The 13,687-nt window shown below is 75.1% G+C and carries 13 protein-coding genes; 10 read left to right on the forward strand and 3 right to left on the reverse strand.

All coding sequences use genetic code 11. From position 1 onward, the window contains the following. Positions 1-249 precede the first annotated feature (249 nt). The 4 genes from PV721_RS33495 to PV721_RS33510 all read left to right on the forward strand — a co-directional run bounded on the left by PV721_RS33495 (position 250) and on the right by PV721_RS33510 (position 5,085). Positions 250-693 carry an SRPBCC family protein gene (locus PV721_RS33495; protein ID WP_319731006.1) on the forward strand — a complete coding sequence of 148 codons (444 nt, stop codon included), beginning with the start codon at positions 250-252 and terminating at the stop codon, positions 691-693. 148 nt (positions 694-841) lie between these two features. After that, complete coding sequence (locus tag PV721_RS33500; RefSeq protein ID WP_319731008.1) at positions 842-1,675, forward strand: M55 family metallopeptidase; 834 nt, start codon at positions 842-844, stop codon at positions 1,673-1,675. A gap of 1 nt (position 1,676) precedes the next feature. After that, positions 1,677-3,038: a M20/M25/M40 family metallo-hydrolase gene (locus PV721_RS33505; protein ID WP_319731009.1), complete on the forward strand. Its 1,362-nt coding sequence runs from the start codon at positions 1,677-1,679 to the stop codon at positions 3,036-3,038. 13 nt (positions 3,039-3,051) lie between these two features. Then, complete coding sequence (locus PV721_RS33510; RefSeq protein WP_319731011.1) at positions 3,052-5,085, forward strand: prolyl oligopeptidase family serine peptidase; 2,034 nt, start codon at positions 3,052-3,054, stop codon at positions 5,083-5,085. Positions 5,086-5,093: 8 nt separating this feature from the next. Here PV721_RS33510 and PV721_RS33515 read toward each other — a convergent pair whose 3' ends face one another. Next, positions 5,094-5,405 carry a hypothetical protein gene (locus tag PV721_RS33515; protein ID WP_319731013.1) on the reverse strand — a complete coding sequence of 104 codons (312 nt, stop codon included), beginning with the start codon at positions 5,403-5,405 and terminating at the stop codon, positions 5,094-5,096. 106 nt (positions 5,406-5,511) lie between these two features. Further along, the gene (locus PV721_RS33520; RefSeq protein WP_319731015.1) at positions 5,512-6,279 is read right to left on the reverse strand and encodes a hypothetical protein; all 768 of its coding nucleotides are present in this window, start codon (positions 6,277-6,279) and stop codon (positions 5,512-5,514) included. A 34-nt stretch (positions 6,280-6,313) separates the two neighbouring features. Between PV721_RS33520 and PV721_RS33525 the strand changes: the two genes are divergently transcribed. From PV721_RS33525 to PV721_RS33540, 4 genes are all read left to right on the forward strand, one after another. Then, positions 6,314-6,892, forward strand: a complete 579-nt coding sequence (locus tag PV721_RS33525) for a GNAT family protein (protein ID WP_319731017.1) — start codon at positions 6,314-6,316, stop codon at positions 6,890-6,892. A gap of 4 nt (positions 6,893-6,896) precedes the next feature. Then, the gene (locus PV721_RS33530; RefSeq protein WP_319731019.1) at positions 6,897-7,796 is read left to right on the forward strand and encodes an arginase family protein; all 900 of its coding nucleotides are present in this window, start codon (positions 6,897-6,899) and stop codon (positions 7,794-7,796) included. A gap of 88 nt (positions 7,797-7,884) precedes the next feature. Beyond that, complete coding sequence (locus PV721_RS33535) at positions 7,885-9,852, forward strand: DUF5107 domain-containing protein (RefSeq protein ID WP_319731020.1); 1,968 nt, start codon at positions 7,885-7,887, stop codon at positions 9,850-9,852. Positions 9,853-10,181: 329 nt separating this feature from the next. Further along, positions 10,182-10,355 carry a hypothetical protein gene (locus PV721_RS33540; protein WP_319731023.1) on the forward strand — a complete coding sequence of 58 codons (174 nt, stop codon included), beginning with the start codon at positions 10,182-10,184 and terminating at the stop codon, positions 10,353-10,355. A gap of 295 nt (positions 10,356-10,650) precedes the next feature. Here the strand turns inward: PV721_RS33540 and PV721_RS33545 are convergent, their stop codons facing one another. After that, a complete protein-coding gene (locus PV721_RS33545; protein ID WP_319731025.1) occupies positions 10,651-11,469 on the reverse strand; it encodes a methyltransferase domain-containing protein in 819 nt (272 codons plus the stop codon). A gap of 190 nt (positions 11,470-11,659) precedes the next feature. Here PV721_RS33545 and PV721_RS33550 point away from each other — a divergent pair, with 190 nt between their 5' ends. Both PV721_RS33550 and PV721_RS33555 read left to right on the forward strand, forming a co-directional pair. Further along, positions 11,660-12,232, forward strand: a complete 573-nt coding sequence (locus PV721_RS33550; protein WP_319731026.1) for a TIGR03086 family metal-binding protein — start codon at positions 11,660-11,662, stop codon at positions 12,230-12,232. Positions 12,233-12,385: 153 nt separating this feature from the next. Next, positions 12,386-13,612: an aminotransferase class I/II-fold pyridoxal phosphate-dependent enzyme gene (locus tag PV721_RS33555; RefSeq protein ID WP_319731027.1), complete on the forward strand. Its 1,227-nt coding sequence runs from the start codon at positions 12,386-12,388 to the stop codon at positions 13,610-13,612. The last annotated feature ends 75 nt before the right edge of the window (positions 13,613-13,687 follow it).

Genomic DNA, 13,687 nt, shown 5'->3' on the forward strand with positions numbered 1-13,687 from the left:
GGCCCCCAGGGTTTTCACCTTTTTTGGCCGTGGGCGGGTTCAATTTGTATAAAGGAACCGCCCCGCCGCTCGCCCCGGGGACCGCCGGCTCGCAGGCCTACCTGGAGGCGCTGCCGCCGGACACGCTCCTGGTGAACGTGCACTGCCGCGGCTGACGCCGGTACCGGTCCCCGGACCGGATTTGGGCCACCGCCCCGGAGGTGGTTGGCTTCGCCGTGACGAGCGGACACAACTGCTGGAGGAACAGGTATGGCGCAGGTCGAGGCCACCACGGAGCGCATCATCGAAGCCGACGCGGAGACGGTCTTCGACACGCTGGCCGACTACAGCGGAACCCGGAGCAAGCTGCTGCCCGAGCACTTCAGCGAGTACGAGGTGCGCGAGGGCGGCGACGGCGAGGGCACCCTCGTGCACTGGAAGCTCCAGGCCACCAGCAAGCGCGTGCGCGACTGCCTGCTCGAGGTCACCGAGCCCACCGACGGGCAGCTCGTGGAGAAGGACCGCAACTCCTCCATGGTCACCACCTGGGTGGTCACCCCGGCCGGCGAGGGCAAGTCCAAGGCCGTCGTCACCACCGTCTGGAACGGCGCCGGCGGCATCGGCGGCTTCTTCGAGCGCACCTTCGCGCCCAAGGGCCTCGGCCGCATCTACGACAGCGTGCTGGAGAAGCTGGCCGCCGAAGTCGAGGCCTGAGCCCGGCCGTTGCCGGTGAGGCCGGGCACACGGCCTCACCGGATCGGGTGAACCGAACCGACCTCCGGGAGCCGGGCGTGGCCCCGGGCCGGGGAGGGGCGCGGCGGTTAGTGTGGGGGCCCTGCGCATCCGACCGCACGGGGGCCCGATGAAGATCCTCATCTCCGCCGACATGGAAGGCGCCACCGGCGTCACCTGGCCCGCCGACGTGCTGCCCGGCACCCCGCAGTGGGAGCGCTGCCGGTCGATGTTCACCTCCGACGTCAACGCCGCCGTGCTCGGCTTCTACGACGGCGGCGCCGACCAGGTCGTCATCAACGAGGCGCACTGGACCATGCGCAACCTGCTGCTGGAGCGGCTCGACGCCCGCGCGGAGATGCTCACCGGCCGCCACAAGACCCTCTCCATGGTCGAGGGCGTCCAGCGCGGCGACGTCGACGGCATCGCCTTCGTCGGCTACCACACGGGCGCCGGCACCGAAGGCGTCCTCGCCCACACCTACCTCGCCAACTCCATCACCGGGGTCTGGGTCAACGGAGTGCGCGCCAGCGAGGGGCTGCTCAACGCACACGTCGTCGCCGAGTACGGCGTCCCCGTCGTCCTCGTCACCGGCGACGACCTGACCTGCGTGGACGCCGCCGGCTACGCCCCGGACGCGGTGACCGTCGCGGTCAAGGACCACGTCTCGCGCTACGCCGCCGTCTGCCGGACCCCCGCCCGCACCGCCGCCGACATCCGGGCCGCGGCCAAGGAGGCGGCCGCCCTGGCCGTACGGTACGAGCCGGTCAGCCCCGGCCCGTTCACCGTGGAGCTGGAGTTCGACGCAGAGCACCTGGCCATGGCCGCGACCGTGGTCCCGGGCGTGGAGCGGTGCGGGGAGCGCAGGGTCGCGTACACCAGCGGCACGATGTACGAGGGGATCCGCACCTTCAAGGCGGTCACGACGGTCGTCTCGGCGGCCGTGGAGGAGCAGTATGGCTGACATGCACGCAATCAATGACGGGGCACCCGCCGAGGCCGGCGGCGCCGTTGACGAAGCGGCCCTCGACGAGGCCGTCGAGTTCACCTCGGACCTCATCCGGATCGACACCGGCAACCGGGGCGGCGGCGACTGCCGCGAGCGCCCCGCCGCCGAATACGTCGCCGAGCGGCTCGCCGCGGCCGGCCTGGAACCGGTCCTGCTGGAGCGCACCCCCGGCCGCACCAACGTCGTCGCCCGGATCGAGGGCACCGATCCCGCCGCCGAGGCCCTCCTCGTCCACGGCCACCTCGACGTCGTGCCCGCCGAGGCCGCCGACTGGACCGTGCACCCCTTCTCCGGCGAGATCCGCGACGGAGTGGTGTGGGGGCGGGGTGCCGTCGACATGAAGAACATGGACGCGATGGTGCTGGCCGTCGTACGGGCCTGGGCGCGCGCCGGGGTGAAGCCGCGGCGCGACATCGTGATCGCCTACACCGCCGACGAGGAGGACAGCGCGGTCGACGGATCGGGCTTCCTCGCGGACCAGCACCCGCACCTCTTCGAGGGCTGCACGGAGGGCCTCAGCGAGTCCGGCGCCTTCACCGTGCACACCGGCCCCGGCGGCCGGGCCCTCTACCCGATCGCCGCCGGCGAACGGGGTACGGCCTGGCTGAAGCTGACCGCGCGCGGTACCGCTGGGCACGGCTCCAAGCCCAACAAGGCCAACGCGGTCAGCCGCCTCGCCGCCGCCGTGGCACGGATCGGCGAGTACGAGTGGCCGGTCCGGCTCACCGACACCGTCACCGCCTGCATCACCGAACTCGCCGCCCTGCAGGACCTGTCGGTCGACCCGCGCCGGCCCGGCTTCGACCTCGACACGGTCCTCGGCAAGCTCGGCCCGGCCGCCGTCCTGCTCGAGGCGACCGTGCGCAACAGCGCCAACCCGACCATGCTGAGCGCCGGTTACAAGCTCAACGTGGTCCCCGAACACGCCACCGCCTACGTCGACGGGCGGACGGTCCCGGGCGGCGAAGCGGAGTTCGCCGCCACCCTGAACGAGCTGACCGGCCCCGACGTGCACTGGGAGTTCCACCACCGGGAGGTCTCCCTCCAAGCCCCGGTGGACGGGCGGACGTTCGGGATCCTGCGCGAGTCCGTCGAGCGGTTCGACCCGGACGGGCACGTGGTGCCCTTCTGCATGGCGGGCGGCACCGACGCCAAGCAGTTCTCCCGCCTCGGCATCACCGGCTACGGCTTCTCCCCGCTGAAGCTCCCGCCCGGCTTCGACTACTGGGCCCTCTTCCACGGCGTGGACGAGCGGGTCCCCGTCGAAGCCCTGCACTTCGGCGTCCGCGTCCTCGACCACGCGCTGCGGTCCCTGTGAGCGGGGCCCGGTGATGGCGGCGCCGACCCGGCCGTACGGAAGCTGGCCCTCGCCCATCGGGGCCGGGCTCGCCGCCGCGCTCGACGGACGGCCCGAGTACGTCGGCACGGTCGGCCCCGAGGTGTGGTGGACCGAGCCGCGGCCGCGCGAGGCCGGCCGCCGCACCCTGGTCCGCCGCCGACTCGCCGACGGCGGAGCCGAGTTCACCGAACTGCCCGCGCCGTGGAACGTGCGCAGCCGGGTCACCGAGTACGGCGGACTGCCCTGGGCCGGAGCCGAAAGGCCCGCCGGCGGGCCCCTGCTGGTCTTCGTCCACTTCGCCGACCAGCGGCTGTACGCGTACGAGCCCGACGCACCCGGCGCCCCGGCGCCGCGGCCCCTCACCCCCCTCTCCGGGACCGGCGGCGGACTGCGCTGGGCCGACCCGGTGCTGCGCGGAGGTGAGGTCTGGTGCGTGCTGGAGGAGTTCACCGGGCCCGCGCCGACCGATGTGCGCCGGGTGCCGGCCGCCGTACCGCTCGACGGATCGGCGGCGGAAGACCGCACGGCAGTAAGGGAGTTGACGGACGGCCGGCACCGGTTCACCACCGGCCCCCGGATCTCCCCGGACGGCCGGCGCGCGGCCTGGCTGGTGTGGGACCACCCCCGGATGCCCTGGGACGGCACCGAGCTGAAGCTGGCCGAGGTCACCGCGGACGGAAGGCTGACCGGGGTCCGGACCGTGCTCGGCGGACCCGAGGAATCCGTGGCCCAGGCGGACTGGACGGCCGGCGGAACCCTCCTCGCGGTGAGCGACCGCAGCGGCTGGTGGAACCCGTACCGGGTGGACCCGGAGACGGGCGCGGCCGTCAACCTGTGCCCCAGGGAGGAGGAGTTCGGCGGCCCGCTGTGGAAGCCGGGGCTGCGCTGGCTCGCGCCCCTGCCCGACGGCGCCACCCGCGCCGAACGGGCCGGGGGAGGGCTCGTAGCCGTCCTGCACGGCCAGGGTTCCCCGGTGCTCGGCATCCTGGACGCCGACAGCGGCGACCTCGTCGACGCGGCCGGGCCGTGGACGGCCTGGCAGCCGACGCTCGCCGTGCACGGCACCCGCGTCTACGGGGTCGCCGCCAGCCCGCGCAGCGCGTACGAGGTCGTCGAGCTGGACACCGCGACCGGGCACGCGCGGGTGATCGGCGCGCAGGGCGTGGACCCGGTGGACCCGGCCTACTACCCGGAGCCGCAGAGCCGCACCTTCCTCGGGTCCGACAACCGCCAGATCCACGCGCACGTCTACCCGCCGCACCATCCCGCCTGCCGGGCACCCGCCGACGAACTGCCCCCGTACGTGGTGTGGGCGCACGGCGGCCCCACCGACCACGTGCCGCCCGTACTCGACCTGCACATCGCGTACTTCACCTCGCGCGGCATCGGCGTGGTCGAGGTCAACTACGGCGGGTCCACCGGCTACGGCCGCGCCTACCGGGAGCGGCTGCGCGGGCAGTGGGGCGTGGTGGACGTGGAGGACTGCGCGGCGGTGGCCCGGGCGCTGGCCGCCGAGGGCACCGCCGACCCCGCCCGCCTCGCCATCCGCGGGGGCAGCGCGGGCGGCTGGACGGCGGCGGCGTCGCTGGCCGCCACCGACCTGTACGCCTGCGCCGCGATCATCTACCCGGTGCTGGACCTGCTGGGCTTCGCGGAGGAGACCCACGACCTGGAGTCCCGCTACGTCGAGGGCCTGGCCGGCCCGCCCCAGACCCTCACCGTGCTCTGCCGCGAGCGCTCCCCGGTCGCCCGCGCCGACCGGATCACGGCGCCGTTCGTCCTGCTCCAGGGCCTGGACGACGCGGTCTGCCCGCCGGCCCAGGCGGAGCGCTTCCTGGCCGCCCTGCGGGGCCGGCCGGTGCCGTACGCGCCGGTGCCGCACGCATACGTGGCCTTCGCGGGCGAGGGCCACGGCTTCCGCCGGGCGGACACCATGATCCGGGCGCTGGAGGCCGAACTGTCGCTGTACGCCCAGGTCTTCGGCATCGACCGGACCGACGTGCCCCGGCTGGCGCTGGAGGTCTGAGCGGCCGGTCAGGCGGAGATGCCGGCGGGCCCGGACGCGGTCCGCGCGCTCCACCGGACGGAGCCGAGGAGCAGGGCGGCCGGGGCGATGCCCGCGACCGCCGCGACGACGGCCGCGGAGCAGCCGCAGGCGGCCGGCACGGGGCAGGCGGCGCCACAGGCGGACATCGCGCCCGCCGGCAGCCGCAGCGACGGCCTGCGCCAGGCCGCCGCGAGGCCGAAGAACTGCAGGCCGACGACCCGGGCGATCCAGCCGACCGTGGCCTGCGGGGCGTGCAGCAGGCGGTTGATGACGAAGGGGCCGGCCGCAACGACGGCCATCTCGGCCGCCACCACGAGGAGGTGGCCCCGCCCGAAGCGCCGCGGCGGTGTGCCGCCGGTGGCGGCCGAGGGCGCGCGCCGGGCGCGAAGCCGTGGGCCCGCCGCCCTATTCGGCCCTGCTGCGCAGGGAGTGGGTCCGCTCGCTGGTGCGCAGCCAGACCCGCAGCGGGCCGATGGCGGTGAAACCGCAGCGGACCGCGGTGTCCAGGTCCGCCCCGCCCTCGTAGCCGACGACGTCCAGGTCCGGCCATCGGGCGGCGATCGCGGTGAGGGCGCCCGCCCAGGCCGCGTCGGACGTGGCCCCGTCGCGGGCGAACAGGTTGGAGACGCCCACCACGCCGCCTCCGGTGCTCGCGACCGCCCCGGCGACGATCCGGCCCCCGGCGTCCCCGGCGGCTCGGCCCGCGAGGAAGGCGATGCCTTCGCGGAGCAGGGACGGCCGGAACAGCCCGGTGCTCTCCTCGCCGTCCCAGGCAGCCTCCCAGGCCGCCAGTTCCCCGGCGCCGCTCACCTCGGACCACTCCAGGCCGGACGAGGCCGCCTCCGGAACCGCAGCCCCGGCCGGGCGGTGGATCCACTGCGCCTCGAACAGCACCTCGAAGCCGTCCCCGGCCAGGTCCAGGCAGGCGAAGCTGTCCTTCACCGAGCAGCCGGGGGAGTCCGTGTCGATCCACTGGAGGACGGACCGCGCCGGGACGTCCGCGTCCAGGGTCACCGCATCGGGATACAGCGGCGGGGTCCGGCTCGTGCTGAGCCACACGTACGCGTCGTCGTACTGCGGCGACAGGCCGTGCGCCACGCACACGGCGTCGCACCACACGGCGTTGTTCAGCGCGGCCCGGCGCAGCGTCGTGCTCATCTCGTCCTTGATCACGCCGGTGATGGTGTCACAGGCCTAGCCTGGGGCGATGACCTTTTCGACCTACCTCCGGGAGGGCGAGCGCGTGGCCCTGCGCCCCTTCCGGCGCGCCGACGGGCCCGAGTTCACCGCACGCGCGCACGAGAGCCGCGAGCTCCACCACCCGTGGCTGGCCCCGCCCGCCACCATCGAGGAGTACGAGCCCTACGCGGCCCGGCTGATCGACGGCGAGGGCCGCACCGGGTTCCTCGTCTGCGAGCGGGAGACCGGGGCCATCGCCGGCTTCGTCAACGTCAACAACATCGTGCGCGGGGCCTTCCAGTGCGGTGCCCTCGGCTACGGTGCCTTCGCGCACGCCGCCGGACGGGGCCTGTTCCGCGAGGCCCTCGGGCTGGTCCTCGCCCACGCCTTCGCCCCCGAGCCCGCCGGCGGCCTCGGACTGCACCGCCTGGAGGCCAACATCCAGCCGGGCAACACCGCCTCGATCGCGCTCGTGCGGGGCGCCGGCTTCCGGCTGGAAGGACTCTCCCCCGACTTCCTGTACGTCGACGGGGCCTGGCGCGACCACGAGCGCTGGGCGGTCACCGCCGAAATGCCGCCCCCCGAGGGGGCCCATCGCACAGGATGAGGGCATGCGAACCCTCGTGCTGCTCGACGCCCCGTCCAACCTCGGCCTGCGCCCGCCCGCGCCCGGCACCGTACCCGGCGTCTACAAACTCGCCGGTGCCCTGCGCGAGCAGGGCCTCCTCGCCCGCCTCGGCGCACGCGAGGGCGGGGTGGTGGTCCCGCCGCGCTACGACCGCGGGGACTGGCAGGAGGGCGACGGCGTGTTCCACGCCGAGGCCCTCGCCGCGTACACCGTCACGCTCGCCGACCGGATCGAACGCCACCTGCGAGCCGGGGAGTTCCCCGTCGTCCTCGGCGGCGACTGCTCGATCCAGCTGGGGGCCGCCCTCGCGATGCGCCGGATCGGCCGGTACGGACTGGCCGCGATCGACGGCTCCGCCGACTTCCGCCACCCCGGCAACGAGGCGGTGAACGGGCCCGTCGGCGCGGCCGGCGGCGAGGAACTCGCCCTCTCCACCGGGCGCGGCCAGCCCGGTCTCGCCGACCTGGAAGGGCGGGCACCCTACCTGCGCGACGAGGACGTACGGCTGTTCGGCCTGCGGGACGGGGACCCGGACCTCGCGGAGCTGCACGCGGCCGGGATCTCCACGGCCACCGTCGGGGAGATCCGCGAACGCGGGGCCGGACCGGTGGCGCGGGCGGCGCTGGAAGGACTGCACCCGCCGGACACCGCGGGCTTCTGGGTGCACCTGGACGCCGACGTGCTCGACCCGGCCGTCATGCCGGCCGTGGACAGCCCCGACCCCGGCGGGCTGGTCCCCGACGAACTCGCCGAACTGCTCGGCGTACTGGTGCGCTCGCCGCGCTGCGTCGGCATCAACGTCACCATCTACGACCCGGACCTCGACCCGGACGGGCGTGCGGGCGCCCTGCTGGCCGACCTGGTCGCGGGCGCCTTCCGGTAGGACCACACGAGGGCCTTTGCGTAATCCTGACCGGTGGTGATCCGCGGAACCCCTGTGCACCGGCCGCCGTGGCGTGTTCCATTTCCCCATGGCCACCACCGTCCGCCGCGCCGCACTGACCCTTCCCGCAGCCCCGTTGGGCGCCGAGAACCCCCTGCCCGCCCTGCGCGCGCCCGACGACGTGCACGTGCTGGACGACCGGTCGCGCGACGGCCTGCCGCGCGACATGGCACGGCAGATCGGGTACGAGCCGCTGCGGTCCCTGCTGCCCGTCCGGATGCGGGACGGGTACCGGCGGGAGCGGTCGGAGCGGGAGTTCGAGTCGATCGTCATCGAGAACGAGCATCTGAGGGTGACCGTGCTCCCGGAGCTGGGCGGGCGCGTCCACTCGCTCGTGCACCTGCCGACGGGACGCGAACTGCTCTACCGCAACCCGGTGTTCCAGCCCGCCAACTTCGCGCTGAACGGGGCCTGGTTCTCCGGCGGCATCGAGTGGAACATCGGCGCGACCGGCCACACCACCCTCTCCTGCGCCCCCTTGCACGCCGCCCTCGTCCCCGCCCCGGACGGGGGCGTGATGGTCCGGCTGTGGGAATGGGAACGCCTGCGCGACCTGCCCTTCCAGGTGGACCTGTGGCTGCCCGCGGAGTCGGAGTTCCTCTACGTCGGCGTCCGCGTGCGCAACCCGCACGAGCGGCCCGCACCCGTGTACTGGTGGTCCAACATCGCGGTCCCCGAGGACGAGGGCACCCGCGTGCTCGCCCCGGCCGACGAGGCCTGGCACTTCGGCTACGAGCGCGCGCTGCGCCGCATCCCCGTACCGGAGTGGGAGGGCGCGGACCGCTCGTACCCGCTGCGCAGCGCGTACCCGGCCGACTTCTTCTACGAGGTCGAGCCCGGGACCAGACCGTGGATCGCCTCGCTGGACGCGGCCGGGCAGGGGCTCGCGCAGACCTCCACCGGGCGGCTGCGCGGGCGCAAGCTGTTCGTCTGGGGCGCGGGCGACGGCGGCCGGCGCTGGCAGGAGTGGCTCACCGAGCCGGGCACGGGCGGCTACGCGGAGATCCAGGCCGGGCTGGCCCGCACCCAGCTGGAGCACGTACCGCTGGAGGGCGGCGGGGAGTTCAGCTGGCTGGAGGCGTACGGGCCGCTGGCCGCGGACCCCGCCGCGGTGCACGGCGCTGACTGGGCGGCGGCGCGCGGCGCGGCCGAGCACGCGCTGGCGCGGGCGCTCCCGGCGGAACGGGTGGAGGCGGCGTACAAGGCGTGGCGCGAGTGCGCCGACACCGAACCGGGCGAACGGCTCGCGGAGGGCTCCGGCTGGGGCGCGCTGGAGGTGATGTGCGGGGGCTTCGAACTGCCCGGCACCCCCTTCGGGGAGTCCACCCTCGGCGAGGAACAGGGCCCGTGGCTGGAGCTGTGGCGCACGGGCGTCCTCCCCGCCCCGCGGCGGGTGGCCCCGCCGGGCCCCAGCCTGGTCGCCGCGCACTGGCGGGACATGCTCGAGACGGCTCCCGCGGATCCGCTGACCGAGTACCACCTGGGCGTGGCCCAGTGGCACGCCGGGGACGTGGCGCAGGCTGTACGGAGCTGGGAGCGCGGGCTGGCGCTGGCGCCCTCGCGCTGGCCGCTGCTCCGGTGCCTGGCGGTGGCGGACGCGCTGGCCGGGGATCCGGCGCGCGCGGCCGACGGCTACGCGGCGGCCTTCGAGGACCTGGCGGGGGAGAGCCGCGGCGGCGAGGCGTGGGCCCCGGCGGAGGCCGCACTGGGCCGCGAGGCGATGGCGGCCCTGCTGGCCGCCGGCCGCCTCCCGGAGGCCCGCAGCGTCTGGGACCGGCTCCGGCCGGCCCTGCGGGAACGGGGCCGCTTCCGGCTGCTCGCCGCGCGGCTGCTGGCGGCGGAGGGTCATGTGGCCGCGGCACGGCGGGTCTTCGAGGACGGCTTCGACATCCCGGACCTCAGGGAGGGCGAGGAGACCCTGTCCGAGGTCTGGTCCGCCCTGACCGACCGCCCGCTGCCGGCCCGGTACGACTTCCGCATGCGACCGCCCCTGTAGCCCCGCGCCCCCCGCTGCCGGGGGGAAAGGCCGGCCGGGGCGCTCAGGAGGCCGGTGCCGCCGTCACAGTTGCTGGATCATCTGGCGCAGCCGCGTGCTGGAGACGTGCATCGTGCAGGACAGGTAGACGACCTCCACCCCGACCGAGGCGAAGTCGCGTTCCCACTGGTCGCCTCGGGGAGTGCCGCGCCAGTCGTCTCCCCGAGACCTGCTACGCCGACAAATTCGCCGCCCGCGTCAGCACCGCCCTCAAGGACGTCCGTGGTGACGCCGCCGAGGTCCGGGCCGCGCTCAGGCGCGCCGGCTACCCCGACGAGCGGATCGTGGACATGAACCCCGAGCACGACTCCCCGCGCGTCCGCACGGACCTCCGTGTGCAGGACACCCGCGTCGTTCACACCGGCGCGGGCGGCAGCGTCGTCGACAAGTTCGGCGCGCAGCCCGGGGCGCCCCTCAAGGACGTCCGCCACATCCCGGAATCTGCCCGCCGACCCGGCCCGTGACGCGGCCCTCGGCTGTAGCGGCGGCCTCCGCCTCCAGACGGTCGCGCTCGGCCTGGTCCGCAGCCGCGACCGTCTTCTCCTCGCGCGGGCGAGTAAGCCCGGGTACCGGGAGCGGCCATCCGCGCTCACTTGGCAGGCCCGGCCCGTGCACCGCCGTCTTCCAGCGGCCGTCGTCGAGCTCCGTTGCGCAGCCGCCGCAGGCCGGACGGGCCGGTCGGCGCCGGCCGAAAATCCAGCCCCTCCGGCGTTTGAGGAGCGGGGTGCGGGGCGGAGCCCCGGGAGCCGGCCCGCAGGGTCAGGCCCGGCAGAGGATTTCGCCGTTCAGGACCGAGAACCAGGCGTCGGGCTCGGCCCCCCACACGCGCCAGGCCTGCGCGGCGGCGGCCAGGTCGGAACCGGTCGCGTGGCCGCCGCCGGTGGCGATGGCGGCGTACGAGGAGGCCGTCGTGCGGTCCGCCCACAGCGCCGACCACCACGCGGCCTCCTCCGGGGTGGCGAAGCACCAGGCCGTCGCCGACGAGGCCACGTCCGTGAAGCCGGCCTCCCCGGCCCACGCCCGCAGCCGTCGTCCCGCGTCCGGCTCGCCGCCGTTCGCGCGGGCGACGCGCCGGTACAGGCTCAGCCAGTCGTCCAGACCCGGCGTCGCCGGGTACCAGGTCATCGCCGCGTAGTCGGCGTCGCGCGCCGCCACGATCCCGCCCGGCCGGCACACCCGCCGCATCTCGCGCAGGGCCTGCACCGGGTCACCCACGTGCTGCAGCACCTGGTGGGCGTGGACCACGTCGAAGGAGTCGTCCGGGAAATCCAGTGCGTGGACGTCCGCCGTGCCGAACTCGATACCGCTCACCCCGCGCTCCGCCGCGTGCGCCCGGGCCTGTTCGACCACGTCCTGTGCCGCGTCGACCGCGGTGACCCGGCCGCCCGGCGCGACCAGCTCCGCCAGGTCCGCGGTGATCGTGCCCGGGCCGCAGCCGACGTCCAGTACGGACATGCCCGGGCGCAGCTCGCCGATCAGGTACGCGGCGGAGTTCTCGGCGGTGCGCCAGCGGTGCGAGCGCAGGACCGACTCGTGGTGGCCGTGGGTGTAGACGGCGGTTTCCTTGGCGGCGTTCATGGCCGGACCCTCCTCGTCGAAGCGTTGGACCCACCGTAGACGAACAGTTCGTCATCTGAGATCGACGTTTTGACATGTGGACACCAGCCTTGCGTACCAGGAGCATTGGGTGAGGTCGGTGGCAGGGAAATGCGGGGGCGAGGAGAGTGGCTCCTGGGGGACGTGCCCATGGCAGAGGACGGTGAGGGCCATGCCGGAGACGCTGCTCGAACAGCACGCCGAGGCGCTGCGGCTCTTCGGAGAACGGGTGCGGGCCGTCAGGGACGACCAGTGGGACGCGCCGACCCCGTGTGCGGAATGGAACGTGCGGGAGCTGGTCAACCACGTCACCGGCGAGCAGCTCTGGATCCCGCCGCTGGTCACCGAGGGCCGCACCGTCGAGGAGCTCGGCGACGCGTTCTCCGGCGACGTGCTGGGGGAGGACCCGGTCGCGGCCTGGGACAGGGCCTCGGCCGCCGCGCACGCGGCCTTCGCCGCCTCCGGTGCGCTGGACCGGACCGTGCGGCTCTCGTACGGGCCCGCGCTCGGGTCGGCGTACTGCTCGGAGCTGACCGCCGACTGCGTCGTGCACACCTGGGACCTCTCCCGGGGCATCGGCGCCGACGACCGGCTGCCGGACGGCCTCGTCGAGTTCTCCATCAAGGAGGTCATGCCCTACGCCGACGGGCTCGCGGCGAGCGGCATGTACGCGGCGCCGCTGGAGGTGCCGGCCGGTGCGAACGCGCAGACGAGGCTGCTCGGGCTGGTCGGGAGGAAGGGCTGACGCCCGGCACCGGCATCCGGCTCCCGGCCCCCCTCCCGGCTGACCCTCCCGGCGTTCAGCTGACGGGCATACCGGCTCAAATAATCGTATAAAGGTCAGGACCAGGGTCGGGCCACCGGAGCGTGGCAGGACGAGGGCGGAAGGCGGCACACGGTGGCGGGGACGCAGCGCACGGCGACGGAGGGCCGCGGCCCGGTCCGGTACGGCCCGCCCGCGCCCCAGCCCGGCCTGCCCGTACTGCCCGAACTGATCTCCGTCCTCGCCGCGGCCGCCGGGCGCGCCGCCCCCGAACCGCCGGGCGGCGGGTCGGCCGTCCGCGAGGCCGCCTGCCGGCACTGGGGGCGGCGTGGGCTCGCCACCTCCCCCGAGAACGTCGCCGCCGGCCCCGGCGCCCCCGCGCTGCTCCTCGCCCTGCTCGGGGCGTACGGGGGCGACGTGATGCTGCCCCGGCCATGTCCCGCCTGGTGGACCCCGCAGGTCCGGCTGCTGGGACGGCGGGCCTATCACGTGCCGACCCCGGCCGAGTGCGGCGGCGTACCCGACCCCTACGCGCTGCTGGAGACCGTACGGCGGGTGCGCGCCGAGGGCGGCGACCCGCGGGTGCTGCTGCTGTCGGTCGCCGACGATCCGACCGCGACCGTGCCGCCGCCCGAGATGCTGCTCGAGGCCTGCGAGGCCGCCGAGTCCGCCGGGCTGTTCGTCGTCAGCGACGAGAGCTGGCGCGACACCGTCCACCGGCCCCACGACACCCTCGTCCTGAGCCCCGCCGAGATGCTCCCGGAACAGGCGGCCGTCCTCGTCGACCTGTCCGGCGCGATGCTGCCCGCCGGCTGGCCCGCCGCCGTGGTCCGCTTCCCCGGCACCGCGCGCGGGACCTGGCTGCGCGCCCGCACCCTCGACGTCCTCACCGCCACCGGCGCCATGGTCGCCGGACCCGTGGCCGGCGCCGCCGCGCACGCCCTCGACGAACCCCACGCCGTCGCCGGACGGGCCTCCGCGGCCGCCGCCCTGCACGGCGCGGTGGCAGCCGCCGCACACCGGGAACTCCTCGCGGCCGGGGCGCTGGCCCGGCCCCCGCAGGCCGGCCGGCACCTCTACGCCGATCTCACCCCGCTGCGCGCCGGACTCGCCCGGCACGGGGTCGGCGACGCCATGGAACTGGAGGACTGGCTCGGCGGCCGGCTCGGCGCGCCGACGCCCGGCGGGCAGCGCTTCGCGGACGAACTGGGCGCACTGCGGGTCAGGTTGTCCACCGGCCCCCTGCTGGGCGCCACCCCGGAGGAGCGGCTGGCCGCGCTCACCGCCCGCGACCCGCTCGCGCTCCCGCACGTGCGGAGCTCCCTCGACCTGCTCGGATCGGTCCTGGCCGGGCTGGCCTGACCTCCCGACGCGCTTCCCTGCGTACCCCGACCCGACCGCCCCGACCCGGTGAACGGAGACTGTTCGATGAGGGAC

Source organism: Streptomyces sp. MB09-01, from assembly GCF_033794505.1.
Taxonomy (GTDB): Bacteria; Actinomycetota; Actinomycetes; order Streptomycetales; family Streptomycetaceae; genus Streptomyces.

Excerpts from the sequence above, each read along its gene's own strand:
- PV721_RS33510 (WP_319731011.1), top strand. The coding sequence starts at position 3,052 with ATGGCGGCGCCGACCCGGCCGTACGGAAGCTGGCCCTCGCCCATCGGG.
- PV721_RS33540 (WP_319731023.1), top strand. The coding sequence starts at position 10,182 with ATGAACCCCGAGCACGACTCCCCGCGCGTCCGCACGGACCTCCGTGTG.
- PV721_RS33495 (WP_319731006.1), top strand. The coding sequence starts at position 250 with ATGGCGCAGGTCGAGGCCACCACGGAGCGCATCATCGAAGCCGACGCG.
- PV721_RS33515 (WP_319731013.1), bottom strand. The coding sequence starts at position 5,405 with ATGGCCGTCGTTGCGGCCGGCCCCTTCGTCATCAACCGCCTGCTGCAC.
- PV721_RS33530 (WP_319731019.1), top strand. The coding sequence starts at position 6,897 with ATGCGAACCCTCGTGCTGCTCGACGCCCCGTCCAACCTCGGCCTGCGC.
- PV721_RS33550 (WP_319731026.1), top strand. The coding sequence starts at position 11,660 with ATGCCGGAGACGCTGCTCGAACAGCACGCCGAGGCGCTGCGGCTCTTC.
- PV721_RS33525 (WP_319731017.1), top strand. The coding sequence starts at position 6,314 with ATGACCTTTTCGACCTACCTCCGGGAGGGCGAGCGCGTGGCCCTGCGC.
- PV721_RS33500 (WP_319731008.1), top strand. The coding sequence starts at position 842 with ATGAAGATCCTCATCTCCGCCGACATGGAAGGCGCCACCGGCGTCACC.
- PV721_RS33505 (WP_319731009.1), top strand. The coding sequence starts at position 1,677 with ATGCACGCAATCAATGACGGGGCACCCGCCGAGGCCGGCGGCGCCGTT.
- PV721_RS33545 (WP_319731025.1), bottom strand. The coding sequence starts at position 11,469 with ATGAACGCCGCCAAGGAAACCGCCGTCTACACCCACGGCCACCACGAG.
- PV721_RS33535 (WP_319731020.1), top strand. The coding sequence starts at position 7,885 with ATGGCCACCACCGTCCGCCGCGCCGCACTGACCCTTCCCGCAGCCCCG.